The sequence below is a fragment of the Mucilaginibacter sp. 5C4 genome (assembly GCF_034345625.1).
In the GTDB taxonomy this organism is placed as follows: domain Bacteria; phylum Bacteroidota; class Bacteroidia; order Sphingobacteriales; family Sphingobacteriaceae; genus Mucilaginibacter; species Mucilaginibacter aurantiaciroseus.
In genome coordinates this window covers 1,428,668-1,452,515 of record NZ_CP133775.1, presented here as the reverse complement: position 1 = coordinate 1,452,515, position 23,848 = coordinate 1,428,668, and the positions used below count along the sequence as shown (strand labels likewise).

General features: G+C 37.9%; 23 protein-coding genes and 2 tRNA genes. 11 read left to right on the top strand and 14 right to left on the bottom strand.

What is annotated here, in order from left to right; all coding sequences use genetic code 11:
* Window positions 1-54: 54 nt before the first annotated feature.
* A tRNA-Leu gene (locus RHM67_RS06740) sits at window positions 55-138 on the bottom strand.
* A gap of 119 nt (window positions 139-257) precedes the next feature.
* On the opposite strand from RHM67_RS06740, the gene RHM67_RS06735 reads away from it, so the two are divergent.
* From RHM67_RS06735 to RHM67_RS06720, 4 genes are all read left to right on the top strand, one after another.
* Entirely contained in the window at window positions 258-692 is a 435-nt protein-coding gene (locus RHM67_RS06735) for a DUF2147 domain-containing protein (protein ID WP_322231338.1), read from the top strand.
* Window positions 692-1,699, top strand: a complete 1,008-nt coding sequence (locus RHM67_RS06730; protein WP_322231337.1) for a WD40/YVTN/BNR-like repeat-containing protein — start codon at window positions 692-694, stop codon at window positions 1,697-1,699. Before RHM67_RS06735 ends, RHM67_RS06730 begins: the two co-directional genes overlap by 1 nt.
* Window positions 1,700-1,831: 132 nt before the next feature.
* A tRNA-Lys gene (locus RHM67_RS06725) sits at window positions 1,832-1,904 on the top strand.
* A 286-nt stretch (window positions 1,905-2,190) separates the two neighbouring features.
* The gene (locus RHM67_RS06720) at window positions 2,191-2,406 is read left to right on the top strand and encodes a hypothetical protein (protein WP_322231336.1); all 216 of its coding nucleotides are present in this window, start codon (window positions 2,191-2,193) and stop codon (window positions 2,404-2,406) included.
* A 121-nt stretch (window positions 2,407-2,527) separates the two neighbouring features.
* Here RHM67_RS06720 and RHM67_RS06715 read toward each other — a convergent pair whose 3' ends face one another.
* A complete protein-coding gene (locus RHM67_RS06715; RefSeq protein WP_322232178.1) occupies window positions 2,528-2,761 on the bottom strand; it encodes a helix-turn-helix transcriptional regulator in 234 nt (77 codons plus the stop codon).
* 788 nt (window positions 2,762-3,549) lie between these two features.
* Between RHM67_RS06715 and RHM67_RS06710 the strand changes: the two genes are divergently transcribed.
* Together RHM67_RS06710 and RHM67_RS06705 are read left to right on the top strand one after the other, a co-directional pair.
* Complete coding sequence (locus RHM67_RS06710) at window positions 3,550-4,212, top strand: MgtC/SapB family protein (RefSeq protein WP_322231335.1); 663 nt, start codon at window positions 3,550-3,552, stop codon at window positions 4,210-4,212.
* Between the two features lie 100 nt (window positions 4,213-4,312).
* Window positions 4,313-5,539: a DUF2252 domain-containing protein gene (locus RHM67_RS06705; RefSeq protein ID WP_322231334.1), complete on the top strand. Its 1,227-nt coding sequence runs from the start codon at window positions 4,313-4,315 to the stop codon at window positions 5,537-5,539.
* 70 nt (window positions 5,540-5,609) lie between these two features.
* Here the strand turns inward: RHM67_RS06705 and RHM67_RS06700 are convergent, their stop codons facing one another.
* On the bottom strand, window positions 5,610-5,873 hold the full coding sequence (locus RHM67_RS06700) for a hypothetical protein (protein ID WP_322231333.1): 264 nt from the start codon (window positions 5,871-5,873) through the stop codon (window positions 5,610-5,612).
* Window positions 5,874-6,131: 258 nt separating this feature from the next.
* On the opposite strand from RHM67_RS06700, the gene RHM67_RS06695 reads away from it, so the two are divergent.
* The 4 genes from RHM67_RS06695 (at window position 6,132) to RHM67_RS06680 (ending at window position 9,958) form a co-directional block, all read left to right on the top strand.
* Window positions 6,132-7,112 (top strand): helix-turn-helix transcriptional regulator, encoded by a 981-nt coding sequence (locus tag RHM67_RS06695; protein WP_322231332.1) that lies wholly within the window; start codon window positions 6,132-6,134, stop codon window positions 7,110-7,112.
* Entirely contained in the window at window positions 7,109-8,101 is a 993-nt protein-coding gene (locus tag RHM67_RS06690; protein WP_322231331.1) for an AraC family transcriptional regulator, read from the top strand. The genes RHM67_RS06695 and RHM67_RS06690 overlap by 4 nt, the downstream gene beginning before the upstream one ends.
* 131 nt (window positions 8,102-8,232) lie before the next feature.
* A complete protein-coding gene (locus tag RHM67_RS06685) occupies window positions 8,233-8,718 on the top strand; it encodes a hypothetical protein (protein ID WP_322231330.1) in 486 nt (161 codons plus the stop codon).
* A gap of 118 nt (window positions 8,719-8,836) precedes the next feature.
* A complete protein-coding gene (locus RHM67_RS06680) occupies window positions 8,837-9,958 on the top strand; it encodes a hypothetical protein (protein WP_322231329.1) in 1,122 nt (373 codons plus the stop codon).
* A 385-nt stretch (window positions 9,959-10,343) separates the two neighbouring features.
* Here the strand turns inward: RHM67_RS06680 and RHM67_RS06675 are convergent, their stop codons facing one another.
* The 6 genes from RHM67_RS06675 to RHM67_RS06650 all read right to left on the bottom strand — a co-directional run bounded on the left by RHM67_RS06675 (window position 10,344) and on the right by RHM67_RS06650 (window position 18,168).
* The gene (locus RHM67_RS06675; RefSeq protein ID WP_322231328.1) at window positions 10,344-11,117 is read right to left on the bottom strand and encodes a hypothetical protein; all 774 of its coding nucleotides are present in this window, start codon (window positions 11,115-11,117) and stop codon (window positions 10,344-10,346) included.
* A 548-nt stretch (window positions 11,118-11,665) separates the two neighbouring features.
* Window positions 11,666-12,436 carry a hypothetical protein gene (locus tag RHM67_RS06670; RefSeq protein ID WP_322231327.1) on the bottom strand — a complete coding sequence of 257 codons (771 nt, stop codon included), beginning with the start codon at window positions 12,434-12,436 and terminating at the stop codon, window positions 11,666-11,668.
* A gap of 3 nt (window positions 12,437-12,439) precedes the next feature.
* Window positions 12,440-13,225, bottom strand: coding sequence for an META domain-containing protein (locus RHM67_RS06665; protein WP_322231326.1), 786 nt, complete (start codon window positions 13,223-13,225; stop codon window positions 12,440-12,442).
* Between the two features lie 16 nt (window positions 13,226-13,241).
* The gene (locus tag RHM67_RS06660; RefSeq protein ID WP_322231325.1) at window positions 13,242-13,676 is read right to left on the bottom strand and encodes an META domain-containing protein; all 435 of its coding nucleotides are present in this window, start codon (window positions 13,674-13,676) and stop codon (window positions 13,242-13,244) included.
* A 744-nt stretch (window positions 13,677-14,420) separates the two neighbouring features.
* Window positions 14,421-15,266, bottom strand: coding sequence for an oxidoreductase (locus tag RHM67_RS06655; protein WP_322231324.1), 846 nt, complete (start codon window positions 15,264-15,266; stop codon window positions 14,421-14,423).
* 274 nt (window positions 15,267-15,540) lie between these two features.
* Complete coding sequence (locus RHM67_RS06650; protein WP_322231323.1) at window positions 15,541-18,168, bottom strand: amino acid adenylation domain-containing protein; 2,628 nt, start codon at window positions 18,166-18,168, stop codon at window positions 15,541-15,543.
* A 596-nt stretch (window positions 18,169-18,764) separates the two neighbouring features.
* On the opposite strand from RHM67_RS06650, the gene RHM67_RS06645 reads away from it, so the two are divergent.
* Complete coding sequence (locus RHM67_RS06645) at window positions 18,765-19,619, top strand: endo alpha-1,4 polygalactosaminidase (RefSeq protein WP_322231322.1); 855 nt, start codon at window positions 18,765-18,767, stop codon at window positions 19,617-19,619.
* Between the two features lie 421 nt (window positions 19,620-20,040).
* Here RHM67_RS06645 and RHM67_RS06640 read toward each other — a convergent pair whose 3' ends face one another.
* From RHM67_RS06640 to RHM67_RS06620, 5 genes are all read right to left on the bottom strand, one after another.
* Window positions 20,041-20,766 (bottom strand): PQQ-binding-like beta-propeller repeat protein, encoded by a 726-nt coding sequence (locus tag RHM67_RS06640; protein ID WP_416182873.1) that lies wholly within the window; start codon window positions 20,764-20,766, stop codon window positions 20,041-20,043.
* The gene (locus tag RHM67_RS06635; RefSeq protein ID WP_322231321.1) at window positions 20,763-21,383 is read right to left on the bottom strand and encodes a PQQ-binding-like beta-propeller repeat protein; all 621 of its coding nucleotides are present in this window, start codon (window positions 21,381-21,383) and stop codon (window positions 20,763-20,765) included. The genes RHM67_RS06640 and RHM67_RS06635 overlap by 4 nt, the downstream gene beginning before the upstream one ends.
* Before the next feature lie 86 nt (window positions 21,384-21,469).
* The gene (locus tag RHM67_RS06630) at window positions 21,470-21,994 is read right to left on the bottom strand and encodes a plastocyanin/azurin family copper-binding protein (protein WP_322231320.1); all 525 of its coding nucleotides are present in this window, start codon (window positions 21,992-21,994) and stop codon (window positions 21,470-21,472) included.
* Window positions 21,995-22,011: 17 nt separating this feature from the next.
* Window positions 22,012-22,749, bottom strand: coding sequence for a DUF1080 domain-containing protein (locus tag RHM67_RS06625; protein WP_322231319.1), 738 nt, complete (start codon window positions 22,747-22,749; stop codon window positions 22,012-22,014).
* Between the two features lie 198 nt (window positions 22,750-22,947).
* Window positions 22,948-23,829, bottom strand: a complete 882-nt coding sequence (locus RHM67_RS06620) for a sugar phosphate isomerase/epimerase (RefSeq protein ID WP_322231318.1) — start codon at window positions 23,827-23,829, stop codon at window positions 22,948-22,950.
* Window positions 23,830-23,848 lie beyond the last annotated feature (19 nt).

Sequence of the window (23,848 nt, the reverse complement as noted above, 5' to 3'; positions counted from 1 at the left end):
AGATATAAGGTTTTCTCATATCTCACATCTCGTATCTCACATCTAAAGCGGATGTGCCCGAAGAGAGACTCGAACTCTCAAGAGACAATTCTCAACGGCTTCTGAGACCGCAACGTTTACCAATTTCGCCATCCGGGCATTTACGAGGTTGCAAATATAATTGTTTTACGCAACGGGGCTAAAATAAATGAAAAAATAAGCCGCCGCTTTGTAAAACCGCAGGCAAAAGGTAACTTCGGATACCAATTATAAAATTCATGATAAAAAAAGCATATTTAATATTATTCCTGGCAGTATATTCGGTAGCGGCATCTGCCCAAAACGCCGACGCGATATTAGGACGATGGATAAACCCAAGCGGCGAAGGCCAGGTGCAGATCTTAAAAAAAGGCAACAAATACTATGGTAAGCTTGCCTGGATGAAATTCCCGAACGAAGCTGATGGCAAACCTAAACTGGACAACCAAAACCCCGACAAAGCTTTGCAGTCGAGGCCGAAACTGGGCATCGAGCTATTAAAATATTTTGTTTTTGATGGAGATAACGCTTATGAAAACGGCAGTATTTATGACCCTAAAAACGGCAAAACCTACAGCTGCAAAATGACGCTAAATGGCGACAATCTTAAAATACGCGGCTTTATAGGCATTGCACTATTAGGCCGAAGCGAAATATGGAAAAGAGTAAGATAATGAGATCAAAGATCATTTTAGCGTTGGCAACAACTTTGTTCTGCGCAAATTTAAAAGCCCAAACTATCACCCCTGTTAAACAAAGCACTACTGCCGGCTTTCGCGGGCTTTCTGTTTTGAACGACAAGGTTGCCTGGGTAAGCGGTACAAAAGGCACCATAGGCATCACAACCGATGGTGGTGCAAACTGGACCTGGCAACAGGTAAAAGGTTTTGAAAAAGCCGACTTTAGAGATATCGAGGCATTATCTGATAAAGAGGCTGTGGTTATTGCATCCGGCTCCCCCGCGTATATTTTAAAAACTACCAATGGCGGCCTGCACTGGGAAACTAAATTTGAAAAGGCCGACACTACCTATTTTTTAGACGCCATGGATTTTACTGATGCTAAACATGGTTTTGTTTTAGGCGACCCTATAAATGGCAAATTCCTGTTATTGAAAACTTTAGATGGCGGAGATAGCTGGAACCCGGTTAAAAATGCGCCCGTAGCATTAAAAGACGAGGCTGCATTTGCCGCAAGTGGTACCTGCCTGCGCGCCGATGGCTTTTTGGGTATTGTTACCGGTGGCAGCAACAGCAGAATGCTTATGTCGCCGATTAAGGACCTGGTTTGGGTTGATAAAGCGTTGCCGCTTACCAACGGCGTTTCAAGCCGTGGTGCGTTTTCGGTTGCCTTTGGTAAACATCAAACCATTATTGTGGGTGGTAATTACGCAAAAGATAAACTTCCCGATTCGGTAGCTTACGTTATTCCCGGTGCCGGTGCAAAGTTTAAAAAGAATATTCCGGTGATCGGCCCGGCGGGTTACCAGTCATGTGTAGAATATTTAAAGGGCGATACATTCCTGTCTACCGGCACCCCGGGCACTAACCTAACAACCGACGGCGGCAAAACATGGATCAAAATTAATAGCACCAGTTATAACGTTTGCCGCAAAGCAAAACGCGGAAACCTCATTTTATTGGCCGGCGACAGTGGCAAACTCGGAATATTTAAATTTTAAAATTGTGTGTTTTAGGCACTTATTATAAACTTTACAATTTATTTAAATTAGGCTTGCGCCGTATATCTATTAATCCTATATTTGCACCACTTTAAACCGAAAAGGTAACACTACCGAAAAAGTTAAAAAGATGATTCCGTAGCTCAGCTGGTAGAGCATAACACTTTTAATGTTGGGGTCCTGGGTTCGAATCCCAGCGGGATCACAAAGACGCCCCCAAGGCGCATGAAAACCCTCTAAACTGCTTGTTTAGAGGGTTTTTTCATTTATCATCCCCTCAACAACCCTTTCTAACCCCAGGTTTCTGAACACCTAACTGAACACCTCTGAATAGTTTTTAACTTAGGTGTTCGAAAATGGCTTAACAAATTGCTGATCAGATATTTGCAGCATATTTATGAGGCTTGATCGATACACAGGAGATCTTAATTAAATCAGGGCGAATGAAGCATTTAAACTTAATTTTTATTCATTATGAAAACTTATTCATTATGAAAACTTCAAAATCGTTCAGCGTTTATTTTACAATTAAATCTGACAAAGCCAAAGATGGTAAAGCGCCGCTTTATGCCGCCGTGACCGTAAACAAGGAAAAAGGATCTATTGCGCTCAAACAACTAATCAGCCTATCTATATGGGATTTCGGTAAAGGTGCCGCGAAAGGAATACGCGACGAGTCTCCTACAGTAAATACTTATCTTGATTAAAAGTGATAAACTGCCCAGGCCATGTTTCTACACATCGGGCAAGTATCGAAATTCATATAATCCGTTATCGGTTTCGGTCAATTTACCGGCCTCAATTTCTTTATAAATATTCTCGCCTCTCTCATGGTTGCAAGTTTTCATCTACCTGCAAAAGTTCCTTACTATTAATCGGTGCCAACTCATGGCCAAACATTTTTAGTACTTGATTTGCCTTTTCTAAATTTAAGTTACCCTTACCCTGTTCTATTTTCCTAATGACTGTTAATGCAACACCCGCCTTTAACGCGAAGTCTTCTTGTGTTAGCCCTGTTTCCTTACGTTTTTGTTTAACAAAATTTGCTAAAGTTTTCCATATTGATTAATTATATGCAATTACATATAATTTTGATTTTTTGTTAAACTATATGCAATTAGATATAATCTACACTTTTTAAGTACATTTATATGCAATTACGTATAATTTAAAAATTATTCAAGTGAAAGCGTTTAAAATAGAATTTCCACAGGGGTCCTGGGTCTTAATTCAGCAGAATCACTCTAAGAAACATTATTAAAAAATACAAGCATTAAAAAATCCTATTTTGGCGCATTTTGAAACGTAAATAATTGAATATTTAAATCTTGAATAAATTCAAAATCAGAATTGGGCATCGGTTAAATGTACATTTGGGCACCAGAATTTAGTACTATTTCATCTACTGATGCCCAAAATGGTGCCCTAATTATACCAAAAACTGCTTCAACATCTATGCAAGTCGCGGTAAAATAAACACTTATAAATAATCCAATAAATGATTTTTCTGTCCCAGCGGGTTCATTTAGTAGCTTTAAGCAGATTTTTTGTCAAATTTGGATAATAAACGTTCTTTCCAAAAATCGCATGAATAGTAAAAAAGCAGTAGAGTGGAGATTCCGGAGCCATTGACACCGCGTTCCGGAATGTCAGGCAGACTATTCCGGAACATTTTGACCATATTAAATCCTTGATTATTAATTCCATTTTTTCTACCAGCTTACACAAATCGGTGCTCTGAGGCGCACGGAATCGCATGGTCAATGGATACGGAATCTCCACTTAATAGTCTATTACATTATGTTTCTTATATTCATTTGATAATTAATACATGATTAACTTTTCAGAAATTGGATGCGGATAATATTATAAATGGCACACATGGCATTTACGGCCATGAATTATTGAAATTATCTCTTTCTGTATTAGCAGGATGTATTCTTGGTTTGGAAAGAGAAATCAGGGGTAAATCTGCCGGGTTCAGGACATTGGCTTTGATTTGCTTTGGGGCAACTATTTTCACTGTCTGTTCTTACCTGCTTGGTGTAGAAGCTAATCGCGACAGGATAGCCGCCAATATCATTACCGGCATTGGATTTATTGGGGCAGGAGTTATATTCCGTACTGATTCTTCGATTTCAGGAATCACTACCGCAGCCTCCATATGGGTTGCCGCCGCTATAGGGATGCTTTTAGGTATCGGGGAATACTCGCTGGCCGGAATTTCCTTAGTTTTTGCCTTAATTATATTATATGCATTGGATTTTATCCAATTTTGGATAGATGATAAATTTGCACACAGGAATTACAAAATAACATTCCGAAAAGATTGTCCGGCAAAGCCATTGAACGATCAGGTAAGGTCACTGAAATTAAAGCAGACTAAAACAAAGATTTTACGCGCGGATACGCAGACCATTATTGAGTTTGAAATTTCAGGAAAAGAAAGCAACCTTGATTTATTTAATGAATGGTTGATTGAAAATCAATCCATACTGTCAATTGAATGTTGAGATAATAAACCCTTCTTTTAAAGCCAATACTTTGTTTCATTTATTACCTTATCGGGTAAATAGCAGAACAAATAGGTTAAGTTATTGTTAACTTAATATAATGTTAAAACTCTCCGCAAGATTAATCAAGTTTAATAAAGATTTGCTGCCTGATATGGTTCAGTTGAAGTACAAACTCATGTCAGAAAATGCCTTCCGTTTTTTCAGGGGTACCTGTCATCTTTTTTATGAAGATCTGAGTAAATCTAAAGATTTCCCCGGCTCACCGGCCACCTGGACATGTGGTGACCTGCACCTGGAAAACTTTGGTAGTTTCAAAGGGAATAACCGTATGGTCTATTTTGACTTAAATGATTTCGATGAAGCTGTTTTAGCACCATTAGGCTGGGAGATATCCCGGGTACTGACCAGTATCTTTGTTGCGTTTGATTCTCTGAAAATCAAGCCCTCTGAAGCAAAAAAGGCAGCGGGGCTATTTCTTTCAACCTATAGTGACGTGCTATCAAAGGGTAAAGCCCATTACATTGACCCGAGGACAGCCGAGGGGGTCGTGAAAAATTTCATGAAAACAGTAAAAAAAAGGAAAGAAGCCGATTTAATCAAAAGTGTAACTGATCCAAAATCCAGCCATTTAAAAATACACATCAATGCTAAAACTCATTTTAAAATTGAAAAAAATTTAAAAGCGGAACTCACCGGACATTTAACTGACTGGATAAAAAACACCGTGGAATGGCCCAATAATTATAAAGTTAAAGACGCTGCCTTCCGGGTTGCTGGTACAGGTAGTGTTGGCTTAAAACGATATATGTTTCTTTTGGAAAGTACCCAGACTAAAAAGAAATATATATTGGTGGAAATGAAAGAAAGCAGGGATTCTTCATCGTTCCCCTATAACGCGATTAAGCAACCCGCCTGGAAATCGGAAGCAGAACGGGTAATAACGACTAAGCAAAGAATGCAAAATGTTTCACCCGCTTTGTTAAGCCCGACCATTTTTAAAGAAGATACTTATGTTCTTCAGGAAATGCAGCCTGCGGCAGATAGAATTAATTTTGAACTGATAGAAGATAAATATAAATATCTAAACCAGGTGATCAAAGATATGGCGATGTTAACTGCTGCTGCACAGATCCGAAGCAGTGGGATACAAAACGCTTCAATTACTGACGAACTAGTGGCGTTTGGTATGCAAAAAGATTGGCATAAACCGTTGTTAGACTATGCTATGAATTATTCAAAACAGGTTTCTGATGATTTTAATCAATTCCTATCAGCTTATAATAGCGGGGAATTTTCAACTGCGAATAAAGGGAATACCAATTAACAGGCTGCCCGGAAATCTATCCAAAAACCCAAAAGCAGGCCACGATAATGTAGCCTACTTATTGTTTGGATTAAACTGTGTGAGTGTGAAGAGCTGCGTTTTCTGAATGCTTTTTAGCTGCTTCAGATGCATGTCCTCCAGCTTTGTCAGAATGTCCCTGAGCCGCATGGGCATGATGAACGGCCTTTTCGTCGTGTCCTTCAGAATGGTTTTTGTGAGCTTCTGTGTGATGCCTTGCTGGAGATTCCGCAGCAATTGACACCTCGTTCCGGAATGTCAGGCAGACGATTCCGGAACACTTTGACCATATTAAATCCTTGATTATTAATTTCATTTTCTACCTGCTTACAAAAATCGGTGCTTTGAGGCGCACGGAATCGCATGGTCAATGGATACGGAATCTCCAATCGGATATTTTCGAAAAGATATTTTATTGAATAAGAGATTCAAGAAGTACAATAATGGCAAACAATGCAAAATTTACAAAATCGATATCCGCATAATATTTGATACTTTTACAATAAGTGCAGTTAAACTACTGGGCAATTTTTTGATTTCTTCGCTTTCTTAATATTACTTACCCTATGGCTAAATGAAAGAAATTACTCATGAATATGCCGTTGAATTATTTTGGAAAGAGAATCTGGCTAAACAGCTGGATGGATATATGGATGGCAATTATCTCAAAATCCCTGATGAAGTGCATAGTGGCATTCGCTATGTATTGCCAGTAAGTCCATTCACAACAGTACAGGTAATCGATGTTACTTATAATCAATCTGTCACTTTTCACCAACGCAATACTAGGGATGATTTTATTGGGATTTATTATAACCTTACTGAAGGGGATGCAATACATGTGATAGATGAGGTTTCAAGATCAGTTGGCAGATGGGATTACAATCTGACAATTATGGATAGTAGTCTTGACTCGGAATATATCATTAAACAAGGCGCTAAAACTTATATGCTCTGTATTTTTGTTTCCAAGGGAGCATTTAAAAATTATTTGGCACAGTTACCCCAGTTCCAAGATGTAGTAGATGCTATTTTTGATCAGGAGCAAAACACCTTTATCCGGTATGAAAGAATGAGCAATAATGCATGGTGGCTGATTGATGAATTAAGGAAAATGGAAATGGATGATCCTTTGTATGATATCTTTTTGAAAGGTACTGTTTATTGCTTGTTGAACGATTATGTTGAACAAAGTAGCCAGCAAGAAATTTTGATTGAAAAAGTAGTTAAAGAAGACCTTGCAGCGATTATTAGTTCCCAATCCGTACTACTTGATCTAATCACGGAAGCTTTTCCAGGAATCTCTTCGTTGGCCAGTGAAGCCTGCATGTCTGAAACCCGTTATAAATCTTTATTTAAGAAAATCACGGGGCTAAGTCCCAACGCCTTTTTCCTAAACAATAAATTATCTTTTGCCAAAGAAATGTTAGAAAACGGTCAGCATAGTGTTGGGGAAGTTGCAGTTCATTTTAATTTCGCCAATGCCTCCCACTTTACAGAGCTCTTCAAAACCTCTTTCGGGGTGGCACCAAAAGAACACCTGAGTTATTTATGATCAGTATCAGACATCATTACTCGCTGAGCCCGGTATGGCAGCAGCAAATTGCCAATGCTTTGGGCGCTAAGCTGATCAATGATAAATTGTTATTGCTACCCAAAGATATTGGCAATGGAGGGTCTGTTTTTTTGGAAGTAATGCCTGGCCTGTCTTTACTGTTTATGGACCTAACTTTTGGTGTGCCAATTTCAATGACCCGTATGGCCGCCAATGACCCATTTTATATCGTTTATTATGATATGAGCGAAGAGATCAGCAGTCACATCGTAAATGGCACCGATCACAAGATTGGTTATCAGTCAAAACTTGGAATGGGATTTATGGATTGCAGTACGGAAAGTACACTGATTCCAGCCCTTCATCAACGGTATTGTAGTCTTAGGCTTTTTATTAGCAAATATTTACTAAAGTCGCTTATGGGTAAGACTAAACCACAAGCAGTTGTAGAAGATCTTTTTGATGATTCCAAAAACACCCTGTTTTTCTATAGTCATATCGATAGCAATACCAGGATTTTACTACAGCCCTTAAAAGCCTACAGCTTTGATGACTCTTTATTTGAATTACTACTCAAAGGTACTGCATTAAAGGCCCTCACCTACCTAGTTAAAAGGGCAAGAAACTTTGAACCCATTATTCAAAAACTGTCACCAGCTGATACTTCAGGCATTTTAAAAACCGCCGAATATTTGATGAATAACTTGTTTTTAGATTTTCCTGGCGTAAGTGTACTTGCTGAAATGGCAGGTATGTCTGAGTCTAAATATAAGCTATTGTTCAAAAAGGTTATGAAGGGCAGTCCTAACGGTTTTTTTCTCCAAGAAAAACTTCTGCTGGCCCAAAACTTACTTCAAAGCGGCAACTTCAATTCAATTAGGGAAGTGTCCATTGAAGTTGGCTACAGCAAACCTGGATATTTCTCTGAAGCTTATAAAAAGGCATTCGAATCGCTTCCGCAAGAGATCTTCATCAAAGCAGGTATTTAGCAGTTCTGTCTTAATCCGGTAGTTTAATGTCTTATTCTGGTATATCTGGCAATATACCAGCCTTACCTTTGTATCAACAAAAAAAGATAAAAGAATAATGATTAATTAAACACGAATTAAAATTAGAAATTATGAAAATCAATGTAAGAAAAATGTTAGCAATAGTTGCTTTAACTCTTCCAGTATTATTTACAGCTTGTAAAAAGGATAAGAATAATGAAGCTATTCCTGAATCAGTAAATGCAGTAACCAATGTAAAATTTACTTTTAGCAGCAATGCGGCTTCACCAAAATCTGCCGACGGCAAAGCAGTTGACCTAAGCAATGCAACTACTTTAAAAGTAGTATATGGAGTAAAAGACAATGGCATCACTTTGCCTGTATTAAAGGAAGCAGAGTTAATCCTTTCATCAACTGTTGCCAAAGCTACTACCATTGATCAAAAAGTATTTACTTTTAAAGCTGGTACAACTTTAACCATCCGATCTGCGGTTTTACTGAATGCCGAGGGGAAAATAATTGCTACCGCACCTGCTGATGAATTTAAAGTGAGTAGCCCACAGGGAACAATAATAATGGAACGCAAATACGACGTTACCGGACTAGAAAGGAATTAATAAAAAAAATTCTTTTTTCGTTAACCTGCGCTTTAATATTAAAGTGCGGGTTTTTTAATGTTTAATATTCTATCCTGCATTTGCTTATCTTTAGTTATCTTAATTTATTCTCATAAAAATGAAAAATTTTCTCTTATTCTTCTTGTTAGGGCTATTGCTCTCTTCCTGTGTATCCACACAGAAATTATTTGACAAAGGCGAGTATGACAAAGCCTTTTATGCTGCAATCAGTGACCTCAAAAAGAATTCTTCTGATGCAAATGCCAAAAAAATCCTTCCCGATGCTTATAAAGAAGCTTCTTCCAAATATGAACAAGACATAGCGGCAGCAAAGAGTGGGAATGGTAAAAAAGTGGCTCAACTTGCTGGAATTTACAATGGCTACGTATCCCTACAAAAAATGTACGACGCCGTTGAGCAAACTGCAAAAAACATAAATGATTTTAGTCCTAAAGACTATAATGTTGAATTAAATCAGGCAGCTTCAAATGCTGCGGATGCACATTATATTAGGGGCCTTGCCTTGTTACAGCGTAACGATCGAATGAATGCCCGCAAAGCGTATGGCAATCTGAAATTAGCTGATGATTATGTGCCGGGTTATAAAGATGTGATTACAAAGAAACAACAAGCGTATGATGCCGCCATTACCAATGTGATGGTTACCAAAATAGATCAGCGTTTTGGCTATTATACCATCAATGGCAACTTTTTTGAAAAGGACATTTTATGGAACCTCAATATGATTGGCAATTCAAATTATTACCAATTTTATAGTACTAATAATGGACAGGCCACAAACAGGAGGATTGACCAGTTGATAGAACTTAACATGCATGATCTTTGGTTTAGCAACTTGGCCACTAATAATTATTCTTATACCGTATCCAAAATAATACCTATAAAAAATGATAAAATGGCCGGCAGCAATAGTACCATTAAGGTATCTGCCACTATCCAGGCCACAAGAAGGGTCATCAATTCCAGAGCGATCATGGATTATCAGATTACAGATGCTGCTTCCGGGAAAATGATTGCTACAGATCATATTCCTGCTCAGTATACCTGGGAAAGTTTAACTGGTAAGTACACAGGAGATTCAAGGGCTTTGGATAATAAAGACTGGAGTCTTGTAAAGGGTAATTTTGATAACAGACCCGGGTATGATGACTTGTATCAGGAACTAACTAGACAGATCATGACCCAATTCAATTTCAGAATGAGGAATATATATCAATAGTTCTGTCTTAATCAGGTAGTTTAATGTCTTATTCTGGTATCAGTGGCAATACACTCGCCTTGCCTTTGTATCAATAAAAAAAGATGAAGAATAATAATTAACTCAAGCTGTTAGTTAGGTGCTGACATGCATAACAATAAGCATGCAAAAAAAGTATTCTTAATTACTGTTACAACCTCGCTGTCTACCATTATCACCGTATTGTCCGCTATTATTTTTTTGCTGATAAATCCATAAAACTTGTTGTCCCATCCATATTGCCCCAAATCAGAAATGGTACGACTCAAAGTCACAAATCCCCAATAATTGGTTCAAGTTTGTACCATCGAGGTCACGAAAAGCTTCACAAATTGTGGGGCTTTTTTGTTCTATTATATTTTGGTTACTATTTGAGCAACCTTTTTAATTCAATTATACTACTATGTGCCTCATCCATATTAATGATACCTCTTCGTGGTCTATCGAGATCTAAAATCAGATAAATTGTAATAGCAGTCATCAATGAAAAACTCCAGACCATTATCCAATTGAATTTACCTTTTGTTCCATAACCAATGATAAAACTTCCTGCCAAAGTTAAAGTAAATAACAACCAGATGATCGATTCTGGTACGTGTGCTTTTCTTTCTGCGTCTCTAGTGCTAACGATATCAATCATTGCATTTAACGCAGGTATCATTTGTTGAGAGCGCAAAGTATTACTTGGATCTTGAGCGAGTTCACTTACTATTCCCCAAAGCAGCGCACTTGTTGTATTCGATGTTTTCAAGCTGATGATAATTTTATTATCATCGTTTGCCGTATAGTAAGCCATTCTTTCATCAATATAAGTTGACAATAAATCGCGTAAAATCAATCTTGCACTGTCTGGATAGAGATCTGTTCTTAAAATTACGGTACCAATATCATTTGCTTCCTCTGTGATCAATTTCCTTCTCTGATCGTTTTTACAAGCAGAAATACTAAAAGTGAATGATAGTAACAGCGCTAGTAAGCCTAATAAAGAACCTTCTACTGGCCCTAGTCCTGCTCTTGCAGCGATTGGGTCTTTTTGGTGATTTTGCTGCTTAAAATAATAGCCAATCGCATTTGTAGCTATCATTAACGCAATCATAATCAATGCAATTAACCATGAAGGAATGTTATATAATATATTCATATGCAGTAATTTATTAAAATATTGGCTTATTTACTAAATGGTAAATTAAGTGTTTAAATTATAATCTAATACTTGTTGTATAAACCAGAGTTGGTTGACCCTCATTTGCCAATGTTATATATAATCTAATTCACTAAAATTTAATCTATTAGAGGTTGCTTGATTTTGGCAAGATGAGATCAATTGACATTGGTTTATCCAACTTAGGCAAAATCCAATAATCACAATTTGTATACAATAGTAGTGAAATCACAAAAAACTCTACTAGAGAATTTTCAATATTTGTTATCTAATTCATCAGCCAATTAATTATACGTTTTAAATCTGACACAAATGTGTTCGAGATTTCGACTATAAGGATCACAGAAATTTAAAAACCATCTTCAAGGAAACTTAAAGATGGTTTTCTGTTTTTTACGGTGATTTTAATCTTGCTTAAAATGCTATGAATGCAGATTTTTTGTTCGATGTCTGTAAGGTCAACACTATAGGATAATGAAAAATGAAACTATATTGCATAAACAATGAGCGTCACGTTCACCAAAATATTAACCTCCATATATCGCTACTCCCTTTTCTTGTAAGACGTAACCTTTCCAAGAGATTAAGGTGTAATTTTCAAAAATCCAATTTCCTTGTTTTGATTTTTTTAGCACAATTCCATTATTTGATTTTGGCAGAAAAATTTCCGCTTTGCTATTGTCTGAATTGAATAATATATAGGCAGGATTACCATCGGTTTTTGCGCCGTCTTTTAAAGAATTTAGTTTGGTTTTTAGAGTTGCTAACTCTAAACAAGTTTGTTTTAATTCGGAATATGCTTTTCCGTTTTCAAACAAACAAGCTTTTTTTAGACTATTACAATCGATTTTTGTTAGCGGCATTTTTGATGTAAAATGAATATTGCTTAGGTCTTTAAAAGCTGTGCCATCATTATTTAACTCACCATAACCTTCGGTAAGTTTATCTCCGTCAACTTTAAAAGCGACTTGTCTAATCGACTCTTTTCCTTCTGACTGAAAAGTGTAATTTGCTATTAAAAAACCCTTTTTTAGTTCTCCTGTGAAATTTCCTGAATTTTTATCTTTTTCTGCCAAAGTATAAGTTAGGTTACCTTTGATTTCTTTACCGTTTTCGATGATTTCTAAGAGCACCACACTTTTCCCGTCATTAAAAACATAACACCCTAAATCTAGCGCATTTGCTGTTTTTTTTGCAACTTCCTGTAAATCAGAATTTGAATTTTTTGTTTTTTGTTCTTTGTTTTTACAGCTTAGCATAGTTAATACTACGAATGATAATATTATTATATTTTTCATAGTTTAATCAACTTTTTTAAATATCATTTTTACTTCTGATGAATTTGACAAAGTTAATCTGTTGTTTCCTATTTGATAGGTGTTGCTGCTTTGAAGTGCTGTGATGAATTCTGCTTCTTTGTTTGCAGGCTCACACATCATTTTAGTGGTAGCCAAATTGGTAAATCGAAGTTTTTCTTTTTCAAAAAATAATGAACCATTCATTCGGTTGCAGCCTGCAAAACCCAAAAACTTATTTTCACTTGCATGGATTTCTAGCAATGGAAATTCTTTACTAAAATCTTGTTTGGTTATTTTTCTACCATTGAGTTCTTCTAAAACCCAAATGTCGTTCAATCGATAATCTGTCACATATTGCCCACAGCCTTTCAGTTTTTCAAATTCAGAGATTGTATTTTTTTTGTATTCAACAGAAACAGTATATGGCAAAGCATTCCCCGACATTTCGTTTACGCATTTTTGCTGTGAAATTTGAATGTTTAGTTGAGCCGTTTCAGTCTTTGTCCGATACAATTTTACATTTGCATCCATAGCCAAAATAGGCTCCACGTAAGGAGTTACAAGGGAGTCGTTTATTGTTTTTAAAACAATTTTGCCATCTGAAATTGTTAAGCCCCAAAAAGGTTCTGTTCCGCTTGATTTAAAATAGATATTTTCAGTATTACCCACTTTCTCAAAGTCGTTCACTTTTGGCATTTTTGAATTTGAACTTTGATGATTTGGAACAACTGCGGTTCTACAACTTAAAACAGTTAAAAGAATAATTCCAAAATAGGCTATTTTATTCATTGGATCAGATGTAAAATTAGTTCTTGCTTTTTTTGAACCGCATCATTGGTACTTCGCCAATATTCAAATTAAGCTTGCCGTCATTGTCAATGGAATAATTGTCGACTTTTTTTATCATTTGTAAAAACCTCTGTTCACCTCCGCCTTCACAGAACATCATTGTTGTCGGTCCTGGCTCTCCAAATGAAATTGTTTTACCATTAGAGGTATATTTTGCCATATATCCGTTACAACTTGAAGTTCCATTAACTTCATTTGTTGTTGTATTGAATGTAATTTGGGGCTTCTTGTTAGGATATAAACCTTCAAAAGCAATTCGTGTCCCGGAAATATATTCCAGTTCCCAAGTTGCACTTGAGAGATTATCCGTGGTCTTAGTGTTTTTAACTGTTGAACAAGAGCTGACAAATATTGCTACAAGAGAGACGAATAACAACGCATTGTTTTTCATAATTAAAATTTATTAAGGTTAAATTACTTTTTTTTATTTTTTTTCGGTGAAAATTAAAATACCCAATACGGATAAAAAAAACACTTACAATCAATACATGAAAGTAATCAATTTCAGAAACATTTATAAATGTATAGGGATAAAAATTTAAAAAATGACCACTGATAATTACATGGACAAAATAGAGCAATGGAAACCATAGCTGGTTTTACAATTTTGAAATTTTATATCTGAAATATCTGCGAATAACAACCAATACACTAATATAAAAAGAGGAATTAGCGAATGCAATAATTCTTTGGAAACCTGTTGGATTCCAGATATTGTGTGAAATTATTTGGTATACTAAACCCATAACCAATATAAATGCCGTTAAAGCTGTTAATGTTCCTTTATCGGATATTTTCTAAAAGATATTATATTGAATATAGGGATTCAAGAAGTAAATTAAAGGCAAACAATCCAAAATTTACAAAATCGATATCCGCATAATACTTTATACTTATACAATAAGTGCCGTTAAACTATGGGGCATTTTTTTGATTTCTTCGCTTTCTTATATACTTACCTTATGGGAGATTCCGGAGCCATTGACACCTCGTTCCGGAATGTCAGGCAGACGATTCCGGAACACTTTGACCATATTAAATCCTTGATTATTAATTTCATTTTTTCTACCTGCTTAAACAAATCGATGCTCTGAGGCGCACGGAATCGCATGGTCAATGGATACGAAATCTCCAATTAATCTTCGAAATTTGTGGTAATGCTCACCTTTTCCCAGGCTTCCAGTTCTTTATACTGCGCATCCAACTCATCGCGAATGATCTTAATGGCGTCTGTTCCCAACAGCAAACGGAAAGGTACATTAGCTTCTTCAAAAGTTTTAATCAGTACCTGAGCGGCTTTTTTAGGTTCTCCTGGTTGTTTCCCGTTGCTTGGTTCTGTACGCCTTGGTCCAACTGTAGGCTCATAATCAGCAATGATCTTTTTGGAAGTATTTAAAGACCGGCCGCCAAAGTCTGTTCTGAAAGCACCAGGCTCAACTACGACAATTCTGATACCTAACGAGTCGACTTCTTTGCGAAGCGCATCCGATAGACCTTCAATGGCAAATTTGGTCGCGGAATAATACCCTGAACCAACCGGGCCAAAACGGCCGCCGATAGATGACAAATTCATGATCGTACCCGATCTATTTTTTCTCATTCCAGGTAATACAGCCTGAATCATGCTGACTGTGCCAAAGAAGTTTGTGTCAAATATTTTTCGCATCTCTTCCTCGCTTGCTTCCTCGACAGCCCCACGAAAGCCATAGCCTGCATTATTGATCAATACATCTATGCTGGTAAATTTAGCTTCCGCCCGTTTTATAACATCGTCAATTTGGCCTCTATCCGAAACATCTAAAGAAAGCGCTAAAGCCGTATTGGGGTAAGCGTCTGCGATATCCTGAATGTGTTTAACATTGCGCGAGGTGATAACGGCGCTATATCCGCTTTTCAATACTTCTTGTGCTATACTACGTCCCAATCCGGTAGAGCAGCCGGTTATTAACCAAGTAATACTCTTTTTATTATCGTTTTTCATGTTTACATTTATTGAGTTATTGTTGATGACCATATCTGCTTAAAAATTAGTTTCAGTAAGCGAATGATCAAGACAAATCGCGATAGCGTATTGTTTGTTATTTAAGCTATAATCATCCCCGGCCAAAGCGGTAAGATAATTTTGTTTGTCTATAAAGCGAAGCAAGTGAGTTTCTGTTCCTAATTACATTTCCAGTTAACACGGTCATTAAAGCCAAGCTGGTTCTTGTTGTTTGATATATAGCCTTATAAAAGCCTAAAAAATGTGCAATTTATTAACGGGCGTTATTTAAGCACTTTTGCAATACTTCAGCAAATTCCTTGTCGTTTGGAGGTGCAAATATCGAATTGTGCTCGCCGGGGATATCATGCACATTAATTCCTTTTAATGCGTATGGCTTCCAGCCTAAATATTTAAAATCTTCCATGTAAAATGTTTTCTTTTTTGCACGGAATAACTCAATGCCAACATTAATTGGCATCAACTTGTAATTGCGCAATGCGCTATCGCTTTTCTCATCTATCTCATTGCCATAAATAGCGAAATTAGTTTTTATGGCCGGTGCTGTTTTGAACAGCTTATTGTAAACCTTAAGCGCCCGTTTTTTTATTTCGCCGCTTTTATATTCAATAGTCCTTTTGGGGTCGCCTACAAACAATACTGCAGTATAAGCCACTTGTTTTAATACATGCCATAAAGTTCCTACTACTTTCCTGTGCAATTCTGGGTCCTTTTTTGTATAATCGGTTGAAGCATCAAACATGGCAAGCATCTTTACATCTTTACCCATGTCAATTAGCTGCCGGGCCATTTCGTAAGCAATTATGCCTCCAAGCGAATAGCCTGCTAACGCATAAGGGCCAGCCGCATCGCGGTTTATTATTTCGTTTACATAGTTGCGGGCAATGTCTTCCATTACATCCAGCGGTTCGTCTATACCATTAATCCCTTTTGCCTGTAAACCAAAAATAGGTTGTTCGGTATCCATGTGGCTTGCCAGTGCATTAAAAAGCAAAACATTAAGCCCTGCACCGTGAACTATATAAAGTGGCATTTTACTGCCCTTGGGCTTAATAGGTACCAACGAATCCCATGTGATGGCTGCAGCATTAATCTCAAGCCGGGCAGCGAGCTTCTCTACCGTGGCATGTTCAAACAAAGTAGCTAAGGGCAGGCGTTTACCCGTTTCCTGCTCCAGGCGGGCCATTATCCTTACGGCCACCAACGACCGCCCGCCGAGTTCAAAAAAATTATCAAATATGCTGATCTTGGTTAGCCCCATTAACTCTTCCCATATATCCACTACCAGTTTTTCATTCGTTGTACGGGGCGCAAAGTAGGCTTCCGTACGGTTTATATGCCTATAATCCGGCTTGGGCAGTGCTTTACGGTCAATTTTACCGTTTGGCGTACTTGGCATGGTTTCCATCTCTACAAAATCGTCGGGCACCATGTATTCTGGCAAAGCGGCTAACAATTCGCGCTGCCACTGTTCTGTAAGCGATTTAAAATCAAGCGTTTCCCCGCCCTCGGCTGCTAACACGATATAGGCAGCCAAACGCGGGTCGCCGGGGAGGTCTTCCCTTGCAATTACAACCGCTTGTTTAACACAGGGTTGTTTGCCCAGCGCGTGTTCAATTTCTTCCAACTCAATGCGGTACCCCCTAATTTTCACCTGGTGGTCTATACGCCCAAGGCATTGTATTTCGCCATCGGAGATTATCTTACCTAAATCGCCGGTGCGGTACATTTTATCGCCCTGAATGCCGCTAAAAGGGTTACTTACAAATTTCTCTGTATTTAATTCCGGCCTGTTTAAATAGCCCACTGCAACACCATCACCGCCTATAACAATTTCGCCAATTTCTCCGTCGGGTACAATACCGAGGGTTTCGCTCAGTATATAAACCGATGTATTTGCCACCGGCTTGCCTATGGTAATTTCGCTATCGTTTGTTATTAGTTTAAGGGTAGACCATATGGTTGTTTCGGTTGGCCCGTACATATTCCATAATTGATAACTACGGGGCAATAATTTGGCGGCCAGGTCTTTAGTTAACGCTTCGCCCCCGCATAATATCTTTAGCGGAAGTTTTTCTTCCCAGCCCATTTCAAGCATCATGCGCCAGGTGTATGGCGTAGCCTGAAACATGGTCACTTTTTTCTCTCTCACTACATCAAGTAGCGCCCGGCCATCTTTAGCCATAATAGAATCTATTAATACTATTTCGGCACCAACACTAAGCGGCAGATAAATATCTAACCCGGCAATATCAAAACACACGGTAGCTGTTGCCATAACCTTGTCTGCCGGGCTGATGCCAGGCGCCTTTTGCAGGCTCAGCATTAAGTTCACCATACTATGATGCGCAATCTGCACCCCCTTTGGTTTGCCTGTAGAGCCCGATGTGTATAGTATATAAGCAAGATCATCGCCTGTTACCGCAACATCCGGCTGTATGGGCGGGTAATCAGCCGATACCAATAGTGCATCTTCAATTAAAATCTCTTCGGTGTGTGACGCAAAATGACCCTTATACTTTAATGAGGTGATCAGTTTTTTTGCCCCGGAATCTTCCAGCATAAATTCAATACGGTCTTTAGGGTATTCCGGGTCGAGCGGCAGATAAGCCGCACCCGTTTTCAGGATGGCGATAAGTGCAATGATCATTTCCGGGCAACGGTCAAGCGCAAGCCCTACCACATCACCTTTCTTAACTTGCTTATTCATTAGTATTTTGGCAATGCGATTGGCGGTTTGGTTAACCTGGGAATAAGTTAACGAGCGGTCATGAAATGTTATCGCTATATTATTAGGATAGGTTTTCGTACTTTCATTGATCAAATCAAACAATGAAACTTCTTTTGGGTAGTTTACTGTAGTATTGTTTAGGGATGTCATTGTGTAAGGAAAAGGAATTTTGAGTTAAATTATCAAACGGCTTTTAAAAATACATTTGTACGAAAAGTTAAACTTTTAGTTTGCTAAGTCGAAATGAAAATTACCGAAATCATGAAGCATAATGGCGCACCCGCCTGTCCAAATGCGCATAGTTGGCAAAACTTGCAACACATTGATTTTACTACCCCATAGCTGGTTTATTTTAATATAATAACAAGATATTATCCGGTTATCCCGGTTGATAAATATAACTGTTTTAACAGTATTCAGCTCCGGCTCTTTAAATAATTTCGCCACAGCACACTCACCTGTTTCAATTATTGTAAATTGAGGGGGCCGGATAAGACCTAAAAGTAATATTTAACCTTCTGCAGCAACAATGATGACTTGATAGCTCTATTCATAGTTTAGGAGAATCTGAAATAACGCGTCCGGAATTATATCAGCTTACTCTTCTATATAAAGAAGCAAAAGACTACCAATTGGGTTCCGCACCGATCTCCATTTACACAACCTAATTTCTAAATTGTAACTTTTCTATTACAATAAATAAAATGTTTTTTCGTATTTAAGCTTTCAACCGTACAATTCGCCCAATGACTTATCAAAAATCAATTTTAATATTAGGTGTATCTCTTGTCTTCTTTGTTGCATGCAAAAAGAACAATGATGCTGACCCGCCTATAAACAGTATTGATAGCCTGAAACCTGCCGGAGGCAAAACTTCGTGGTGGCAACCTGTAGCAGGGGCTAGTTTTGACTGGCAACTTGACGCTATCAACAGTACCTCAAATTTTTCAGCCGATGTGGTGGATGTTGATGCATTTAATACCAGTGCAGAAACCGTGGCGGCGTTACAAGCCAAAGGGAAAAAAGTAATTGCCTATCTGTCCGTAGGAACGCTTGAAAATTACCGGAATGATGCTTCATTGCTTCCCCCGGAGGTTATTGGAAAGCAATATCCGGAGTGGCCACAAGAAAAATGGCTGGATATCCGCCAAATAGACAAGCTTAAACCGTGGTTAAACTCGAGGTTCAATATGATAATAAAAAAGGGGTTCGACGGTGTTGAACCAGACAACATGGACGGCTACGACAATGATCCCGGTTTTAACATTCAGCTGGCTGATACAAAGAAATATGCAGACTACCTTATTACACTTGCACATAGCAACGGCTTATCAATCGGGCAAAAAAATATAAAAGAATTAACAGTAGATTTTGCGGCCAAATTTGATTGGGCATTGACAGAAGATGCTTTCGCGCAAGGTTGGCAAAATCAGCTTTCTGATTACATTAAATTAAATAAGCCAGTGTTCGCCGTTGAATATACCGACCTGATGTCGCAATCCAAATTTCAAGCTAACGTTTGCCTGGCTGCCAGGCAGCTGAAGTACACGGCAATATTAAAAAAACGTGACCTGTCGCAATGGGTAGATCGGTGTAATTAATTCAACTTGCTCCTTAATGCGGCGGTGTTTAAGGCAATAAAAAGTCGCTCTACCTTCGTAAATCGTTTTCGGTCCTCGAACTGGGCGCGAACCGCCAGTTGTTTTGCAGTGAAACAGGCAAACCTCCATTAAAAAGTTTGAATATAGTACCTTAGGCTAAATAGATTGAGAATCAAAAATCTTTAGATTTATTGAGGTACGAAGTAGGACTAAAAGGTTTTTTGACGGGCAGAAAATAACCATTACCTGCATTTCAACGACTGGCCTTAAGTCGGTCGTTGAAATCTTAAAAACCGTCATAGCAGGATGATCTGCTCTTGGCATAAGGAACCGCAAGCATTAGCCTCAGCGAATTAAGACAGCCTAAACTAAAATAGCATCTGATAAACTGTGTTGGCCTATCATAAGAATGTTTGTTTGATTATTTTAAATTAATAGCATATAAATAGCCATCCGTACTTCCGAAATAGATAATACTGTTATTTACCACTGGAGAAGATACAATTGGCGCCAACGTGTAAATCTTATTCATCACTATTACACTGGTAGTATACAACGAATTATCCATCCCCTTAGCCAGGAAATTAAAATCAAGATCGCCCTTAAGATTAAGTACATGGGTAGCATTTTTTACGCGCCCATTTGTAGAAAACTTACCAGTGAGCTCCCCGGTTTTTATATCGACAGCCAACAAATTCCCTGAGAAATCGCCGAAATATGCAATATTACCAGAAACGACTGGCGAAGAATAAACATATCCATTACACTTGTAACGAAGTTTTTCCTTGCCCGTTTTGGCGTCAAATGCCAAGAAAAGAAAGGTATCAGAAGTGCCTATGTAAACTACACCGCTGTTTATGGTGGCGGTAGCCAGTACCCAGGAGTTATCTGCATTGTATTTCCATACTTGTTTCCCATCACCAGCATTCAGAGCGTAAAAAAAGCCATCTCGAGAGCCAAAGTAAACCATGCCGTCTGTGCAGACGGGGGATGATTGTATACCTTCCAATAGATGGTAAATTGGCTGTTTACCGGTCTCAAATTTCCATTCAAATTTACCAGTGGCTGCATCCAAAGCATACAGAAAGCTATCCCAACTTCCTATGTAAACCTTACCTTGATATACTGCAGGACTTGCATGGATTATGCCGTTGGTCTTAAATGCCCACCTTTTTTTCCATTGATGCCGTCTAAAGCATATAAGTTGCCGTCACTGCTGCCAAAATAAACAGTGAGACCTTTAGAACTAAGATAAATTACGGGTGAGGAAAGAAAAAAATCATACTGATCTTCCATATATTTATCCTTGGGTGACATGCCCCACAGGCCTTTTGCGCCTACTTTTCGTTCACCATCTGTTTTAAACTTCCAAACCAATTTACCGTTGGTTGCGTTCAGTGCGTAATAATAGCTGTCATAGCTGCCAAAGTATACCAAATTATTGTACACTGTAGGCGATGAGCTAACCGCACCACTAGTAGTAAATCTCCATAAAAGTTTACCCGTTTTCACAACAATGGCATATAAGCAATGGTCTTCACTGCCAACATATGCAACACCGTTACAGATGGCAGGAGAAGAAAATACTTTTCCACGCGTTTTAAACTTCCATTTAATATCACCTAATCCGGTATAATTATTTGAATGATGATAATCCGAATCTGTTCCCGAAGTCTGGAATTTGCCATAAGCCACATTGGTATGGCTCTGAGCACAGACATTTTGTAGCCCTATTAAAACGATTATAAAAAGATACTTAAACATGTGTTTAATGATAGTGATAATTTAATAGGATATGGTGCTTAAATCATAAATGGTGCTTCCAAATATTCCTGAAGTTCAAAATAATACTATTCAACAACTATTTGTCCTTGCATTGATCCCCAATGTCCGGGAAAGCTACAGAGATAATTATAAACACCAGGCATTGCAATAGTAAATTTAATTTCATCTGTTTTTCCTGCACTAACTTGTTTGGTATGTACAATAATTGATGAGCTGAATTTTGATGGAATATAGCCCTCTTTTTTTGCGTTTCGTGCTTCGTCGGCAAATGTTGTAATGTCCGTACCTTTCTGTAAAATAACCACGTTATGTGACATCGGCATCCCCTTTAGTGATCCTATATTTTTCAAACGTAGTACGATTTTCCGATTCCTTTTTATCTTAAATAGCTCTTTGTCAAAGCGCATGTCGTCATTGGCCTGTAAGTTAATGCTATCCATTACTGGTATTTTATCAATTCCTGAAATCGACCTGGGGTCAATTTCTTGTGTCTGGGCTGTTGTATCTTGCTTATTAGACTGATTTTCGGCCCCTTGGCCGCAGGCTGTCAAAACTAAAACTACAAAAAGATACAGATAGTTTTTTTTCATATTTATCATAGATAAATTTATAAAACTTTAATTTTAATATCTCGGAATGCCACACCACTCGTCCAATCCTGAACTGCAATATGCCCTTTACTAATAATAGCAAAATCCGGATACTTGCTCATCGAACTTGCAGCAACTGTTTTTTTCCAGGCATCACTTTTAAAGTCGGTGGTTATGGTCTGCACTCCATTTAGCCAAAAGGTTATTTTACCATACTTTTGGACAATGCGTGAGTGGTTCCACTCACCAGGATTTGGAACACTTTTACTAATATTGGGGAGAACCCCAAAAATAGCCGCGGCCTTATGTGAAAAATCTTTGAGGTAATCAGCATCGATATTTTTGTCATCAAGCAATTGATATTCAGGGCCTGTAGCAAAAGTGGCCCCTAATTCCGGACGCTCCTGGACATTTATAAATAAACCGCTGTTACCCGCTTTAGAGATTTTCCAATCAAATTGTAATTCATAGTTTTCATATTCATTGTCAGTCACCAAGTCGCCGTGTTTTACATTTTTTGTATGTGGGTTGCAAATCAACTGACCACTATCAACTGACCACGCCGAACGGGTGTTCCCTTTATTAAAAATATGCCATCCGTTTAGTGTTTTGCCATCAAAAAGCAAGGCCCAGCCTCTACTTTTTTCCTGGTTTGAAAGTATGTTGTGCTGTTCCTTATTTGAAGAACATGCATTTAATATTACAACACTTAAAAGCGTTGTAATAATTTGATAACTAATTTGTTTGTGTTTCATTTTATAACTTAAAAAGGTTTTTATCTGAAAAGTGCTTTTATATTAGGTTATTTAGTTTTATATCATATAAGGAGGATTATCAACAACTAAAGAAACCATTGATATAAGGTGTGAGTGCCCGGAAGCAAGAGTTAAGATCACACAAGCTCCCCTATAATCGCATGTAGCGCAAACAATTGTTTCTCCCTAATTCAAAATTTATAAAACCAAATTTTCTTTGATGTATATATAGCTTTGAGCTATACTTACCAATGGATCTCCTGGGGTTTCATCCTGTTCGTTATAAAAGTATTTTAACCCCGCTGTTTTAGCGTGTTTAAATACTTCCTTAAAAGGGATAACCCCATTGCCAACTTCTGTGTAAAATGCTTTAGGCGTTTTGTCCATATCCTTTATATGCCATAATGGGAAACGGCCGGGATATTTATTGAACCAAACCACGGGGTCTTGCTTTGCTTTATAAATCCAATAAAGGTCCATTTCCATTTTCACAAGATCAGCATCCGTATTGTTTAGCAATAAGTCGTAAGGGTATTGGTTATCCTGGGCATCAAATTCAAAAGCGTGATTATGATAGCATAACTGGATTCCAGCCTTCTTGCACAACTCACCTGCCTTGTTCAATTTATCAGCAGTTTGTTTATAATGGTCGAGATTGCCGCGCTCTGTATCAAAAAGGAAAGCACAAACCATATATTTCAATCCGACAGCTGCGGCATCATCAACCGCCTTTTGCCAGTCGTTGAATATGGTTCCTTTAATTTGAAGTGTGGATTCGCCAAGCATGTAATGCGCGCTAAACATGTTCAACCCGTTATCATTCAAGGTTTTTTTAAATATTGCCGGGGTCATTCCGTAAAATTTTTCTGTCCCGGTATAGGTAGCCCCTTCAATAGAATTAAATCCAATTTTTGCAACTTTTGATAACGTATTGACCGGGTCTTTGGCCATTAACTCACGTACAGTAAAAAGTTGTAGCCCGATATATTGCGTTTTTGCACATGCAAATAATTCTGGAGCTATTAAAAGTCCTGTAGATACCATCGCTGTGGATTTGAGAAATGATCTTCTGGTTGTCATATATTTATTGGTAACTAAT

What these genes read in the sequence shown, in the direction of transcription:
- RHM67_RS06735 (WP_322231338.1), top strand. Translation starts at nt 258, where the DNA reads ATGATAAAAAAAGCATATTTAATATTATTCCTGGCAGTATATTCGGTA.
- RHM67_RS06730 (WP_322231337.1), top strand. Translation starts at nt 692, where the DNA reads ATGAGATCAAAGATCATTTTAGCGTTGGCAACAACTTTGTTCTGCGCA.
- RHM67_RS06720 (WP_322231336.1), top strand. Translation starts at nt 2,191, where the DNA reads ATGAAAACTTCAAAATCGTTCAGCGTTTATTTTACAATTAAATCTGAC.
- RHM67_RS06705 (WP_322231334.1), top strand. Translation starts at nt 4,313, where the DNA reads ATGTTAAAACTCTCCGCAAGATTAATCAAGTTTAATAAAGATTTGCTG.
- RHM67_RS06700 (WP_322231333.1), bottom strand. Translation starts at nt 5,873, where the DNA reads ATGAAATTAATAATCAAGGATTTAATATGGTCAAAGTGTTCCGGAATC.
- RHM67_RS06695 (WP_322231332.1), top strand. Translation starts at nt 6,132, where the DNA reads ATGAAAGAAATTACTCATGAATATGCCGTTGAATTATTTTGGAAAGAG.
- RHM67_RS06690 (WP_322231331.1), top strand. Translation starts at nt 7,109, where the DNA reads ATGATCAGTATCAGACATCATTACTCGCTGAGCCCGGTATGGCAGCAG.
- RHM67_RS06685 (WP_322231330.1), top strand. Translation starts at nt 8,233, where the DNA reads ATGAAAATCAATGTAAGAAAAATGTTAGCAATAGTTGCTTTAACTCTT.
- RHM67_RS06680 (WP_322231329.1), top strand. Translation starts at nt 8,837, where the DNA reads ATGAAAAATTTTCTCTTATTCTTCTTGTTAGGGCTATTGCTCTCTTCC.
- RHM67_RS06675 (WP_322231328.1), bottom strand. Translation starts at nt 11,117, where the DNA reads ATGAATATATTATATAACATTCCTTCATGGTTAATTGCATTGATTATG.
- RHM67_RS06670 (WP_322231327.1), bottom strand. Translation starts at nt 12,436, where the DNA reads ATGAAAAATATAATAATATTATCATTCGTAGTATTAACTATGCTAAGC.
- RHM67_RS06665 (WP_322231326.1), bottom strand. Translation starts at nt 13,225, where the DNA reads ATGAATAAAATAGCCTATTTTGGAATTATTCTTTTAACTGTTTTAAGT.
- RHM67_RS06660 (WP_322231325.1), bottom strand. Translation starts at nt 13,676, where the DNA reads ATGAAAAACAATGCGTTGTTATTCGTCTCTCTTGTAGCAATATTTGTC.
- RHM67_RS06655 (WP_322231324.1), bottom strand. Translation starts at nt 15,266, where the DNA reads ATGAAAAACGATAATAAAAAGAGTATTACTTGGTTAATAACCGGCTGC.
- RHM67_RS06650 (WP_322231323.1), bottom strand. Translation starts at nt 18,168, where the DNA reads ATGACATCCCTAAACAATACTACAGTAAACTACCCAAAAGAAGTTTCA.
- RHM67_RS06645 (WP_322231322.1), top strand. Translation starts at nt 18,765, where the DNA reads ATGACTTATCAAAAATCAATTTTAATATTAGGTGTATCTCTTGTCTTC.
- RHM67_RS06635 (WP_322231321.1), bottom strand. Translation starts at nt 21,383, where the DNA reads ATGTTTAAGTATCTTTTTATAATCGTTTTAATAGGGCTACAAAATGTC.
- RHM67_RS06630 (WP_322231320.1), bottom strand. Translation starts at nt 21,994, where the DNA reads ATGAAAAAAAACTATCTGTATCTTTTTGTAGTTTTAGTTTTGACAGCC.
- RHM67_RS06625 (WP_322231319.1), bottom strand. Translation starts at nt 22,749, where the DNA reads ATGAAACACAAACAAATTAGTTATCAAATTATTACAACGCTTTTAAGT.
- RHM67_RS06620 (WP_322231318.1), bottom strand. Translation starts at nt 23,829, where the DNA reads ATGACAACCAGAAGATCATTTCTCAAATCCACAGCGATGGTATCTACA.